The 11,952-nt window shown below is 59.4% G+C and carries 13 protein-coding genes; 6 read left to right on the top strand and 7 right to left on the bottom strand.

Translation table 11 applies throughout. The features are described from left to right. Both D6877_RS10305 and D6877_RS10300 read left to right on the top strand, forming a co-directional pair. Positions 1-293 (top strand): GNAT family N-acetyltransferase (locus D6877_RS10305; protein ID WP_130910681.1); only part of this gene is annotated, 293 nt, incomplete at its 5' end. An 18-nt stretch (positions 294-311) separates the two neighbouring features. Then, positions 312-917 carry a pyridoxamine 5'-phosphate oxidase family protein gene (locus D6877_RS10300; RefSeq protein WP_130910680.1) on the top strand — a complete coding sequence of 202 codons (606 nt, stop codon included), beginning with the start codon at positions 312-314 and terminating at the stop codon, positions 915-917. Positions 918-1,049: 132 nt separating this feature from the next. Here D6877_RS10300 and D6877_RS10295 read toward each other — a convergent pair whose 3' ends face one another. The 3 genes from D6877_RS10295 to D6877_RS10285 all read right to left on the bottom strand — a co-directional run bounded on the left by D6877_RS10295 (position 1,050) and on the right by D6877_RS10285 (position 2,842). Then, complete coding sequence (locus D6877_RS10295) at positions 1,050-1,538, bottom strand: N-acetyltransferase (RefSeq protein ID WP_130910679.1); 489 nt, start codon at positions 1,536-1,538, stop codon at positions 1,050-1,052. An 86-nt stretch (positions 1,539-1,624) separates the two neighbouring features. Beyond that, positions 1,625-2,110, bottom strand: a complete 486-nt coding sequence (locus D6877_RS10290) for a GyrI-like domain-containing protein (protein ID WP_130910678.1) — start codon at positions 2,108-2,110, stop codon at positions 1,625-1,627. Between the two features lie 69 nt (positions 2,111-2,179). Beyond that, a complete protein-coding gene (locus D6877_RS10285; RefSeq protein WP_130910677.1) occupies positions 2,180-2,842 on the bottom strand; it encodes a LysE family translocator in 663 nt (220 codons plus the stop codon). A 138-nt stretch (positions 2,843-2,980) separates the two neighbouring features. Between D6877_RS10285 and alaC the strand changes: the two genes are divergently transcribed. After that, positions 2,981-4,198 carry an alanine transaminase gene (alaC, locus tag D6877_RS10280; RefSeq protein WP_056787993.1) on the top strand — a complete coding sequence of 406 codons (1,218 nt, stop codon included), beginning with the start codon at positions 2,981-2,983 and terminating at the stop codon, positions 4,196-4,198. Between the two features lie 178 nt (positions 4,199-4,376). Here the strand turns inward: alaC and D6877_RS10275 are convergent, their stop codons facing one another. Continuing rightward, positions 4,377-5,729 (bottom strand): GntP family permease, encoded by a 1,353-nt coding sequence (locus D6877_RS10275; RefSeq protein WP_016773551.1) that lies wholly within the window; start codon positions 5,727-5,729, stop codon positions 4,377-4,379. A gap of 82 nt (positions 5,730-5,811) precedes the next feature. Beyond that, positions 5,812-6,345: a gluconokinase gene (locus tag D6877_RS10270; RefSeq protein ID WP_016773550.1), complete on the bottom strand. Its 534-nt coding sequence runs from the start codon at positions 6,343-6,345 to the stop codon at positions 5,812-5,814. Positions 6,346-6,561: 216 nt separating this feature from the next. Here D6877_RS10270 and D6877_RS10265 point away from each other — a divergent pair, with 216 nt between their 5' ends. After that, positions 6,562-7,593 carry a LacI family DNA-binding transcriptional regulator gene (locus tag D6877_RS10265; RefSeq protein WP_024014046.1) on the top strand — a complete coding sequence of 344 codons (1,032 nt, stop codon included), beginning with the start codon at positions 6,562-6,564 and terminating at the stop codon, positions 7,591-7,593. Positions 7,594-7,732: 139 nt separating this feature from the next. On the opposite strand, the gene D6877_RS10260 is transcribed toward D6877_RS10265, so the two are convergent. Beyond that, positions 7,733-8,605 (bottom strand): LysR family transcriptional regulator, encoded by an 873-nt coding sequence (locus tag D6877_RS10260; protein WP_130910676.1) that lies wholly within the window; start codon positions 8,603-8,605, stop codon positions 7,733-7,735. Between the two features lie 122 nt (positions 8,606-8,727). Here D6877_RS10260 and D6877_RS10255 point away from each other — a divergent pair, with 122 nt between their 5' ends. Then, positions 8,728-9,168: a PACE efflux transporter gene (locus D6877_RS10255; protein ID WP_130910675.1), complete on the top strand. Its 441-nt coding sequence runs from the start codon at positions 8,728-8,730 to the stop codon at positions 9,166-9,168. Between the two features lie 228 nt (positions 9,169-9,396). Here the strand turns inward: D6877_RS10255 and D6877_RS10250 are convergent, their stop codons facing one another. Then, the gene (locus D6877_RS10250) at positions 9,397-10,716 is read right to left on the bottom strand and encodes a PAS domain-containing methyl-accepting chemotaxis protein (RefSeq protein ID WP_130910674.1); all 1,320 of its coding nucleotides are present in this window, start codon (positions 10,714-10,716) and stop codon (positions 9,397-9,399) included. A 720-nt stretch (positions 10,717-11,436) separates the two neighbouring features. Here D6877_RS10250 and D6877_RS10245 point away from each other — a divergent pair. Then, positions 11,437-11,859: a GNAT family N-acetyltransferase gene (locus D6877_RS10245; RefSeq protein WP_130910673.1), complete on the top strand. Its 423-nt coding sequence runs from the start codon at positions 11,437-11,439 to the stop codon at positions 11,857-11,859. Positions 11,860-11,952: the final 93 nt, after the last annotated feature.

The following is an 11,952-nucleotide window of genomic DNA, read 5'->3' as shown; positions in this document are numbered from 1 at the left end:
TGCTGCTCAAGCGCCCGCCGGTATTGCCCGACTGGGCCGACGAACACAGCGCCACATTGCATGCGCTGCAGGTCGATCGGCGCGCGCAGGGCAAGGGTTACGGCAAGGCTTGCCTGCAAGCGCTGCCCGCTGTCGCGCTTGGAGCCTGGCCGGAAATCAAAGGGCTGGAGCTGTCGGTAGACGCCGACAACGAAGCGGCCATCGCGCTGTACGCCAAACACGGCTACGTCGACAGCGGCGAAGCCTACAAGGGCCGAATCGGTTACGAGCGGCGTATGGGGCTGTTTTTCTAGATCGTAGAGGGATGCACGATGATCGATTCAATCGAAGCACTGGAAGCTATTTACGGATTGCCCCACGAACGTGCGGTGCGCAAGCAGATCGGCTTTCTCAACGAGGATTATCAGGCGATGGTGCGCCTGTCACCGCTCGTGATTGTCAGCTCGGTGGGGACCGATGGCCTCGATAACTCGCCGCGCGGTGATGCGCCGGGATTTGTTCGGATCATTGATCAAAACACGTTGGCCCTGCCGGATCGCCCGGGCAACAACCGCATCGATACCTTGCGCAATGTGCTGCACGATCCGCGAGTGTCGCTGCTGTTCATCATTCCCGGGATCGGCGAGACTTTGCGGGTCAATGGCCCCGCCACAATCAGCGCTGATCCAGCGTTGCTGGAGAGTTTTGCAGTAAATGGCAAACCGGCGAAAACGGTGCTGCTGGTGACGGTGGAAGCGGCGTTCTTCCATTGTTCGAAAGCGTTTGTGCGCTCGGATGCGTGGAATCCCGAAACGCACCTGCCGCGCTCGGCCCTGCCATCTGCTGGCGCGTTCCACAAGCGGCTGAATGACGGCCAGTTCGACGCCGAGACCTACGACCGGGAAGCGCCGAAACGGGTGCGCGATACCCTCTACTAAACGCGGAACTCAAAACGCCACAACCCCCTGTGGGAGCGAGCCTGCTCGCGAAAGCGTCATATCTGTCAACAAATTGGTTGGCTGACACGGCCTCTTCGCGAGCAGGCTCGCTCCCACAGTTTTGATTGAGGCTTAGAGAGTGAGGATCATCTCGTGCCACGCCATGCCGCCGTGGTCGGACTCGGACGGCTTGATGTAGGCAAAGCCAAAGCCGGCATACAGCGCAATGTGCTGCTCTTTGCACATCAGATGAATTGTCGCTTTGTCCAAGGCGCGCATGCGCTCGACGAATTCGGCGAGCAGGCGCTTGGCCAGGCCCAGCCCTTGGTAATCCGGGTGCACCACCACCGACATGATCACCACGTTCGGGCCTTTCGGGTCGTGGCCGATCAGTTCCTTGAAGGCCTCGTCGGACATCTGCACGTCGAACGCCGCGCCGGAATTGATGAAACCGGCGACCACGCTGTCCACCTCGGCGACGATGAAGCCGTCCGGCCAGGTGGCGATGCGCGTGGCGATCTTCTCGCGGGTCGCGGCTTCGTCGCCTTCGTAGGCGACGGTTTCGATGGCGTAGCAGCGGTCGAGGTCGGCGGCGCTGACGTTGCGGATCACGGTGTTCATGGCAACTCGGAAATCATTGGAATTGAGGTCGCCAAGCATAAAGCAGATCAACCGGGGCGGACATGATCCGCCTCGATTGGTTGCTTTCAGGGTTTGAGTGGCAACCAGATTTCCAGCGTACCGGTGTGCAGTTTCGGATTGAAATCTGCGCTGTAACGCTCGAATTCCGGGGCATCTGCTGCTTCACGGCCTGATTGCGGCAGCCAGGTGTTCCAGATGTACTGAAAAGTCTGCGGCAGTTGCTTCAATGGCCTGTTGTGCTCAAAGACCGCGTAATGCTGCGGCTGGATTTCAACCCAGCGGTACTTCTCCGGCAGCTCATCAAGCTTGTCGATCTGCACGCCAGCGATGTATTCGAAACCGCCCTCGCCGTCCGCATTGCAGCAAACGCCGTAGGTCACTTCGTTGACTTGCGCGGGGATTTTTCCCAAGTGCGGGATCAGTTTTTCCCACAACGCGGGAATGTCTTCGGTGGTCTCCTGAGTGAATCGCCCGCCGAAACCGGCAATCAGCAGAAATTGCCCGTGTTCGAAGCGAGGCTCGGCTATCTCGACGCGTTGCTGTTCATCCATGACGCGACTCCTCAGAACGGAAAAGTGGATTCGGCTGGGAGTATAGAAAGCCCGACCCGTTTCGCACGTTTACAGCGAATGCAACTGCTCGACGGCGCCTGAACCGACAAACTCGTTGTAGCCGGAAACGATCACGTACACCGCGAAATAACAGAAGATCGCCGCCGATGCCAGACAGGAGTAGCGCAGCAGCTTGTCGCCCAGCAGTTTGCCGCCGTGGCTTGCAGCGAAGCACAGACCGGCCGACCACAGCAGCCCGGCGCAGAGAAAACCACCGAGAAACAGCGCCGAACTCAACGGACCACCGCCACCGGACCGGGCGATCAACGTACCGCCGACGGCAGCAAACCAGAGAATCGCACTCGGCGATGACATGGCGAGAAAGATCCCCCGGAAAAACTCCTTGCGATGGGAGTTCTGCCCCACTTCCGCCGTTTCCGCCAGCAGCGCTTCGTGGTGAATCGCCGAGTAAATCATCTTCGCCGCGAAGTAGATCAGCAGCGCCGAACCGCCAATCCACAGGACCCAGCGCACGGTTTCGTACTGGAGCAAAACGGTCATGCCGGCCAGTGCCAGCACCGCGTAGATCAGGTCGCCGACGCAGGTGCCCAGGCCCAGGGCGAAGCCCTGAAAGTAGCCGCGCTGCATGGCCAGGGTGATCATCGCGATGTTGGCTACGCCGATATCCAGGCACAGCGAAAGGCTCAGCAAGAAGCCGCTGGTGAATTCCATTGACCGATTTTCCTTGAAAAAAATGTTTACAACCGCGCTGGACAGTATGCCATCACTGCCCTTATCTTCCGCCACAGGTCACCGCAGTGACCAGCGTCGCTCGGACGGTTCCGGGCGCTTACGTTATCCGAGGCAACAATGGCCGAACAAGGTTCGCCGCGCCGCTTTGCGCGCATAGATCGACTCCCCCCTTACGTTTTCAACATCACCGCCGAGCTGAAAATGGCCGCTCGCCGCCGTGGTGAAGACATCATCGACCTGAGCATGGGCAATCCCGACGGCGCCACACCGCCGCACATTGTCGAAAAACTCGTCCAAGTTGCCCAACGCGAAGACACCCACGGTTACTCGACCTCCAAAGGCATTCCGCGCCTGCGCCGGGCAATTTCCAACTGGTACAAGCAGCGCTACGAAGTCGATATCGACCCGGAAAGCGAAGCCATTGTCACCATCGGTTCCAAGGAAGGCCTTGCGCATTTGATGCTGGCGACCCTGGATCAGGGCGACACGGTGCTGGTGCCGAACCCGAGCTATCCGATTCACATCTACGGTGCGGTGATCGCTGGCGCTCAAGTGCGTTCGGTGCCGTTGGTGCCGGGGGTGGATTTCTTCGATGAGCTGGAGCGCGCCATCCGTGGTTCGATCCCCAAGCCGAAAATGATGATTCTTGGCTTCCCGTCGAACCCGACCGCGCAGTGCGTGGAGCTGGATTTCTTCGAACGGGTGATTGCCCTCGCCAAGCAATACGACGTGTTGGTCATCCACGACCTGGCGTACGCCGACATCGTCTACGACGGCTGGAAAGCGCCGTCGATCATGCAGGTGCCCGGGGCCAAGGACATTGCGGTGGAGTTTTTCACCCTGTCCAAGAGCTACAACATGGCCGGCTGGCGTATCGGTTTCATGGTCGGCAATCCGGAACTGGTCAGTGCTCTGGCGCGGATCAAGAGCTACCACGACTACGGCACCTTCACTCCGCTGCAAGTCGCGGCGATTGCTGCGCTGGAAGGCGATCAGCAATGCGTGCGCGATATCGCCGAGCAATATCGCCAGCGCCGCAACGTGCTGGTCAAGGGCCTGCATGAACTGGGCTGGATGGTCGAGAATCCGAAAGCGTCGATGTACGTCTGGGCGAAGATTCCCGAGGCGTATGCACATCTCGGTTCGCTGGAGTTCGCCAAGAAACTGCTGGCCGAGGCCAAGGTCTGCGTCTCGCCGGGCGTGGGCTTTGGCGAGTACGGCGATGATCATGTGCGCTTCGCGCTGATCGAAAACCAGGATCGGATTCGTCAGGCCGTGCGCGGGATTCGCGGGATGTTCCGCGCGGATGGTTTCAATCCAAAATCCCCTGCCTGACACCTGTCCCCTGTGGGAGCGAGCCTGCTCGCGAAAGCGGTGGGTCAGTCAGCATAGATGCAGCTGACACGACGCCTTCGCGAGCAGGCTCGCTCCCACAATGGCTTTCAGTGAACCGTGAAATCAGGACACAAAAAAACCGCATCGCTGCGGTTTTTTTGTGCCTGCAAAGCGTCGCTTATACGAACAGCGACAACAGCAGGATGAAGCCCAGGCCCACCACCGAGAGGATGGTTTCCATCGCAGTCCAGGTCTTGAAGGTTTCGGCCACGGTCATGTTGAAGTACTGCTTGACCAGCCAGAAACCGGCGTCGTTGACGTGGGACAGGATCAGCGAACCGGCGCCGGTGGCCAGCACCAGCAGCTCACGGTTGACGCCCGGAATCATCCCGACAACCGGCACCACAATGCCGGCGCCAGTGATGGTCGCCACAGTGGCCGAACCGGTCGCGATACGGATTACCGCCGCCACCAGCCACGCCAGCAGGATCGGCGAAATCTGCGCGCTGACCGCCATGTGGCCGATCACGTCACCCACGCCACTGGTCACCAGCATCTGCTTGAAGCCACCGCCGGCACCGATGATCAGAATGATCGCAGCGGTAGGCGCCAGGCTTGCGTCGAGCCACTTGAGCATCTGGTTGGAACCGATGCCCTGCTTGTAGCCGAAGGTGTACAGCGACAGCAGCAACGCCAGCAGCAGTGCGGAGATCGGGTGGCCGATCATGTCCATCCAGATGCGGAAGAAGTTGCCGTCCGGCAGTGCCACGTCAGCGAAGGTTTTCAGCAGCATCAGGAACACCGGCAGCAGCACGGTGACCAGAGTAATGCTGAAGCTCGGCAGGTTGGCCGAATCGTTTTCACGGGCCAGTTGATCGACCAGCTCCTGATTCGGGTGACCGGGAATGTGCTTGGCGATGAAGGTACCGAAGATCGGACCGGCAATGATGGCGGTCGGCAGCGCGACGATCAGACCGTAGAGAATGGTCTTGCCGATGTCAGCGCCGAACACGCCGATGGCCAGCAGCGGGCCTGGGTGCGGCGGTACCAGACCGTGCACCGCAGAGAGGCCGGCGAGCAGCGGGATACCGATCTTGATGATCGATACGCCAGTGCGACGCGCAACGATGAACACCAGCGGAATCAGCAGCACGAAGCCGATTTCGAAGAACAGCGGAATGCCCACCAGGAACGCAGCGAACATCATCGCCCACTGCACCTTGTCCTTGCCGAAGGCGCGGATCAGGGTCTGGGCGATCTGATCGGCGCCGCCGGATTCGGCCATCATTTTGCCGAGCATGGTGCCCAGGGCGAGGATGATGCCGACAAAACCGAGCACGCCACCGAAGCCGTCCTGGAACGCCTTGATGATGGTGTTGATCGGCATGCCGGAAGTCAGGCCGAGGAAGGCGGCGGCGATGGTCAGGGCTATGAACGGGTGAATCTTGAATTTGGTGATCAGGATAATCAGGCCGATTACCGTGACCACCGCATCGAGCAGCAGGAACGTCTCGTGGGACATGCCAAACATGGGGGGTGTCTCCTGGATTGTTGTTGTTATTAAAGCGGGTTGAACAGAAGTCGGGAGGACAGCGCTGTCTTTTTCAACATACTCATACCGCCTGTTTCAGACCGTTGGCCTGCCACCAGACGTGAGCCTGCAGGGCCAGCTCTTCGACGCTGTGAATCGAGGCATTGAGCGGCAAAGTCAGCGGCTCGCCCTTGGGCGATTCGAGGGTGGCGAACTGGCTTTCGATCAACGTCGCCGGCATGAAGTGGCCCGGGCGGTGCGATACACGCTCGGCGGCGACTTCCGGAGTCAATTCAAGAAACACGAAACCGAGGCCCGGCAAGGCACTGCGCAGACGTTCGCGATAGCTGTGTTTTAGGGCGGAGCAGGTCAACACCGGGCGCTGGCCTTGGGCATCGACGCGACGCAGTTCATCGCACAGGCTGTCGAGCCAGCCGGCGCGGTCTTCGTCGTTCAGGGGGATCCCCGCGCTCATCTTTTCGATGTTCGCGGCCGGATGAAAAGTATCGCCTTCAATGGCAGTGGCGCCGCTCAATTGGCACAGGGCCTGGCTGACGCACGTCTTGCCGCAACCGGCAACGCCCATGATGACCAGGGCGGTGATGGGATGACTCATATAACACCTCAGCGCGCAGACAGCGCTACCTTTGCTAGCTATGACTCTAGTGCACAGGCAGAAGTTGCCGACGCCTTCTTGTCGTTTTTTTGGGTTGCAGCAGGTTTGTTCCCAACGCCAAAGAGCACTGATCAGGCAGGACCGCGCTCACGCATTTGCAGCTGCATCAGGACAGCGCTACCTTAGTGCCTTGATTTTTGTTTGGCAAGCCGCCCGATGACCTCCCCCAAGAACGATAAAAATACCCGCACCACCGGCCGTCCGACCCTCAACGAAGTAGCCCGCCTGGCCGGCGTCAGCCCGATCACTGCCTCGCGCGCGTTGCGCGGGGTGAGCACGGTAGCCACCGAACTGGTGGAAAAAGTGCAGAAGGCCGCGCTCGAACTCAACTATGTGGTCAACCCTGCCGCCCGCGCTTTGGCCTCGGCGCAGAGCCATTCAGTGGTGGTGCTGGTGCCGTCGCTGTCCAACCTGCTGTTCATCGACACATTGGAAGCCATTCATCGGGTGCTGACGCCCAAGGGCTTCGAAGTGCTGATCGGCAACTTTCACTATTCGCGCGATGAAGAAGAAAACCTGCTGCGCAACTACATGGCCTATCAGCCGCGCGGGTTTCTGCTGACCGGTTTTGATCGCACGGAAAGTTCGCGGCGGATGATCGAGGCCAGCAACATTCCCTGCGTGTACATGATGGAGCTGGACAGTGCTGCCGGAGTCAATTGCGTGGGTTTCTCGCAGTTGAGCGCCGGGGAAACTGCCGCCGAACACCTTCTGTCTCGCGGACGCAAGCGCTTGGCCTACATTGGTGCGCAGCTGGATCAGCGCACGTTGTTGCGCGGTGAAGGCTTCCGCAAGGCGTTGCAGAAGGCGGGCCGCTACGACCCGGATCTGGAAGTGCTGACGCCACGTGCTTCGTCGGTGGGCTTGGGTGGTGAGTTGTTCCTGCAATTGCTGGCGGCGCATCCGGATGTTGATGCGATTTTCTTCGGCAACGATGACCTGGCCCAAGGCGCGCTGCTGGAAGCCTTGCGTAACGGCATCAAGATTCCCGAGCAAGTGGCGATTCTCGGTTTCAACGATTTGCCGATGTCCGAACACATGGTGCCGCGCCTGAGCAGCATCAATACCCCCCGTGAGGCAATAGGCCGGCGCGCGGCGGAGCAGATGCTGACGTTGATGGCGGGCAACAAGGTAGCGCGACCGGTGGAGGACATGGGGTTTGAGCTGAAGGTGCGCGAGAGTACCTGACCCTTCACAAATGCTGAGTTGAAACACAACCCTTGTGGGAGCGAGCCTGCTCGCGAAAGCGGTGGGTCAGTCAGCATTGATGCAGCTGACACGACGCCTTCGCGAGCAGGCTCGCTCCCACAGGGGATCTCTATCAAATTCAATGGCTGAGCAGGTCAACCAGGGCCTGCGCGCCCTTCTGCAAGGGCTGGCTCTTGAGCCACACCGCGTGCACCGGCAGCACCAGGCCATTTTCGATGTTGCGAAAATTCAGCCGTTTCAAGCGTCCGGCCTCCAGCCACGGCTGTACCACCGACAGCGGAAAATTACCCCAGCCCAACCCCGCTTCGACCATCTCCATTGCCGTCTCGAGATTGTCCGTACGCCAGTAGGATTCAGCCACCAACGGTCGCGTTTCGCTGATCGGCAAGTCACGGCTGGCGACGATGATCTGCCGCACCTGCACCAGATCCTCAAGAAACACATCCCGCCCCTGCAACAACGGGCTGTCCGCCGCCAGCGTGGCGATCATGCGTTCGCTGCCGACAAACTGAAACCGCTCCAGCGCATTCACGCTCAACCCGGCGAAGGCCAGACACACGCTGATCCGGCCACTGTGCAACATCGCCAGCACATCATCCTGCGGCGCAGTCAGCACTTCGATATCGAGCAACGGATGCCGCTCGGCAATCACCTTGATCGCTGCCAGCAAGCGCCGCCGATCCATGTCCGCAACCACGCCAATCGACAACCTGCTTTCCAGTCCCAACGACAGCTCCACCGCGTGCACTTGCAGCTGCTTGAGCTGCTCGGCGATGAGTCTCGCGTGGGGCACCAACGACTGCGCCATCGCCGTGGGTTGCGGCTCACGATGGCTGCGGTCGAACAACGGGTAACCGAGTTCGGCCTCAAGATTGGCGATGCCCATGCTCACCGCCGATGGCACCTTGCCCAATTGCCGGGCAGCGGCGGAAAACGAGCCGCGCTCGATGACCGCGAGAAACAATTCGATGCTGTCGCTGTTGAAATTCAACCCGCCCACCTATCAATAAAACTGAAAGCTACCGACTTTTTCTGTCAGGTCTATTGAAGCTATCTTTCGCCGCCTTCGCCAGCCCTGCTGGCCAACATTAGCCAAGAAAGAGGCAAATCTGCATGCAAGGCGTGAAACGCAAACTGGTCTATGTGTCGCTCTATGAAGTGATCGGCATGACCTTCTCGGCCCTCGGTCTGGCCCTGTTGTCGGGCACTTCGCCGGGCAGCACAGGACCACTGGCAGTGATCATCACCAGCATCGCCGTGACCTGGAATTTCATCTACACCTCGTTGTTCGAACGCTGGGAAAGTCGCCAGATCTCGCGCACCCGCACCGTCAAACGGCGCATCGCCCACGCCGTCGGCTTTCAACTGACGCTGATCGTGTTCCTGATTCCGCTGATCGCGTGGTGGATGAACATCAGCCTGGTGCAGGCGTTCCTGCTGGATCTGGCGCTGATCATTTTCATCCCGTGCTACACCTTCGTGTTCAACTGGCTGTTCGACCGGATTTTCGGTTTGCCAACGTCGGCACTGCCCGACTCAGCAACAAGCGCGTGACGCGCCAGTAACATATTGATCGCGATGTTGACCATTGGCTGATTCGGCCCGCGCACGCGCAATCTGGCGTTGGAGAATATTGCGCATCGCTGAAGGCCAAAACAGGACCCAACTGTGGGAGCGAGCCTGCTCGCGAAGGCGTCGTGTCAGACAAGCATGTTCTAGCTGACAAAACGCTTTCGCGAGCAGGCTCGCTCCCACATTGGGTATTGGTGATGTTGAAACAGCTCAGTTCAATTGAAGGGTCTCATTGAATTGGCTGATCGCATCCACCACATGCCGGGAGCCCTGCTGGATCTCCAGAATCACCTCGCCCGCCTCGTTCGCCAGCTCCACGCCCAACCCGGTTCGGCTCAGGCTCGACTGCATGCTCGATACCGCGCTCAGCGACAGGTCGTGGTTCTTGCGCACCACGTCGACAATTTCCAGAGTGGCCTGACTGGTGCGCGCGGCGAGGCTACGCACCTCATCGGCGACGACGGCAAAACCGCGTCCATGCTCACCGGCGCGCGCCGCTTCGATCGCTGCATTGAGTGCCAGCAGGTTGGTCTGGTCGGCAATGCCGCGAATGGTCTGGACGATGGTGCCGATGATGTCCGACTGTTTGCTTACCGCATCGATGCTCACCGCGGCTTCGTTCAGGTCGCGGGAAATGTCCTGAATGATCTGCACGGTCTGCTGCACCACCTGTGAGCCTTTTTGCGCGCAGGCGTCGTTTTGTACCGAGGTGCTGTGGGCCGATTCCGCAGCGTTCTGCAGGGTGGTCATCTGCTTGGTAATGTCGCTGGCGAACTTGACCACTTTGTACAAGCGGCCCTTGGCATCGAACAACGGGTTATACGATGCCTCCAGATAAACCATCTGCCCGGACTTGTTCTTGCGCTCGAAGCGGTGCGAGTGATATTCGCCGCGATTGAGCGAAGCCCAGAATGCCTTGTACTGCGCAGATTCCGCTTCGGCCCGGTGACAGAACAGGCTGTGGTGCTGGCCGACAATTTCAGGGTGCGCGTACTGCATGGTCTGCAGGAAGTTGTCGTTGGCGCGGATGACATGGCCTTCGGGAGTGAACTCGATCACCGCCATGGAACGACCGATCGCCGCCAGCATGGCTTCTTCTTCATGTTCTTTGTTGATGCGCGCGGTGATGTCCGCCGCGACCTTGATCACACTTCTGACCTGTTTGTCTGGCCCGAACACCGGCATGTAACTGGCTTCAAGCCAGATCTCCCGGCCGCTCTTGTTCAGGCGAAGAAAAGTGCCACTGAGCGGTTCACCACGAGCCAGGTCGCGCCACAACTTTGCGTAGTCCTCGCTGCGATAAAAGCTTTCTTCGCAGAAGATCCGATGGTGTTTGCCGCGCACTTCTTCGGCGCTGTAGCCCATGGTCTTGCAGAAGTTCTCGTTGGCGTCGAGGACGATGCCTTCCGGGGTGAATTCGATCATCGCCATCGAGCGGCTGATCGCTTCGATTTTCGCGTTGGCCTCGGTCAGCGCACAGCTGAAGCGCTCGATTTCCCGCAGGTCAGCCTTGTGATGTAGGTTGAACATGGTTGTATCACCTTCCGCGCGTTCTTTTGATTTGATGAAAGTTCAGGTCTTGCAAGATCCATCACTACGTTCCACAGAACAGGCACACGCCTTCCTCCACGGGAGGAAGTTGTCAGGTGATAAATGATGATCAATCGGAGGGTTCGTGCAGCGACGCTCTGATCAAGACATCCTTTTCTTGATAGCCCGCAAGCGGGCCAGCCCTAACGCGTAGAAGAACTTCCATTTAGATGACGCTCCTTGTTGGTTCAGTGTCGGTGCCTTGGGTTGCGCACTCTGGCAGCATGAATCACGGACCAACCGGTGCCGTCGGCCGGTTGGCATGACGGTCGACATGGTTAGTTACCTGCAAGCATAGCCAGCCCGACGCCGGGCGCAAGGCCACTAGTCGGCCAGTATCTGGCATTTTTTGCACAAGAAACGGTTCAGCGCGGGGAACGGCGTGGTGAGAACGGACGTTTTCGCCAGCGAAGCGGAAGCCCGCGAACCGGGCTCCCGTAGGGTTTGCTCAATGGCCGAAGATGTCGACCTTCTTGGCTTTCTTCTCGGCGCGTTTTTCAATCGCAGTCTTGGCCGGCTTCTTCTTCGCGGCTTTCTTTGAATCCATACCTTTGGACATGATCGATACTCCACTCACAGGGGATGTGAGTTCAGGTATACACCTATCCCGAAGCGCGCGTTCTTTTATAATCGGCGCTTTTCGCAGCGACAGCCCGAACCATGTCCGATATCCACTACAGCCAGCTCGACGAATCGTTGTGGCCACTGATGAACAAGTTCTACCGCAGCCACCAGTCGTCGATGAAAGCCGTGCGCGAGGCGCAGTTGTGGGTGGCAAGGCGCGGTGAAATCGTTGCGGCGCTGTGTTTGCGGCCAGTCTCGGGCGGACACTGGCTGACGGGGTTGTTTGTTGATCCGGGGTGTCGCGAGCAGGGAATTGCTGCGCAACTGATCGCGGCGGCGGTTGCTAAGGTGGACGAGCCGGTGTGGCTGTTCTGCCATCCGGATCTGCGCGGGTTTTATGAGCGGCGTGACTTCAGTTTCAATCCACCGCTGCCGCAGGCGATGGCCGAGCGGTTGAGCCGGTATGCGCGGAGCAAGCCGATGATTGCGATGGGGCTCAATCCCGCAGATTTACGCTGAAACCCTGTGGGAGCGAGCCTGCTCGCGAATGCGGTGTGTCAGCGCCGAATTGGGTTCTGATACTCCGCGTTCGCGAGCAGGCTCGCTCCCACA

Source organism: Pseudomonas sp. Sample_9 (genome assembly GCF_004307535.1).
GTDB classification, from domain to species: domain Bacteria; phylum Pseudomonadota; class Gammaproteobacteria; order Pseudomonadales; family Pseudomonadaceae; genus Aquipseudomonas; species Aquipseudomonas mercuritolerans.
Note: the sequence above shows the minus strand (reverse complement) of the source record. Positions and strands in the feature narration are given on the sequence as shown.

Excerpts from the sequence above, each read along its gene's own strand:
- alaC (WP_056787993.1), top strand. The coding sequence starts at position 2,981 with ATGGCCGAACAAGGTTCGCCGCGCCGCTTTGCGCGCATAGATCGACTC.
- D6877_RS10250 (WP_130910674.1), bottom strand. The coding sequence starts at position 10,716 with ATGTTCAACCTACATCACAAGGCTGACCTGCGGGAAATCGAGCGCTTC.
- D6877_RS10285 (WP_130910677.1), bottom strand. The coding sequence starts at position 2,842 with ATGGAATTCACCAGCGGCTTCTTGCTGAGCCTTTCGCTGTGCCTGGAT.
- D6877_RS10290 (WP_130910678.1), bottom strand. The coding sequence starts at position 2,110 with ATGGATGAACAGCAACGCGTCGAGATAGCCGAGCCTCGCTTCGAACAC.
- D6877_RS10275 (WP_016773551.1), bottom strand. The coding sequence starts at position 5,729 with ATGTTTGGCATGTCCCACGAGACGTTCCTGCTGCTCGATGCGGTGGTC.
- D6877_RS10300 (WP_130910680.1), top strand. The coding sequence starts at position 312 with ATGATCGATTCAATCGAAGCACTGGAAGCTATTTACGGATTGCCCCAC.
- D6877_RS10255 (WP_130910675.1), top strand. The coding sequence starts at position 8,728 with ATGCAAGGCGTGAAACGCAAACTGGTCTATGTGTCGCTCTATGAAGTG.
- D6877_RS10270 (WP_016773550.1), bottom strand. The coding sequence starts at position 6,345 with ATGAGTCATCCCATCACCGCCCTGGTCATCATGGGCGTTGCCGGTTGC.
- D6877_RS10265 (WP_024014046.1), top strand. The coding sequence starts at position 6,562 with ATGACCTCCCCCAAGAACGATAAAAATACCCGCACCACCGGCCGTCCG.
- D6877_RS10245 (WP_130910673.1), top strand. The coding sequence starts at position 11,437 with ATGTCCGATATCCACTACAGCCAGCTCGACGAATCGTTGTGGCCACTG.
- D6877_RS10295 (WP_130910679.1), bottom strand. The coding sequence starts at position 1,538 with ATGAACACCGTGATCCGCAACGTCAGCGCCGCCGACCTCGACCGCTGC.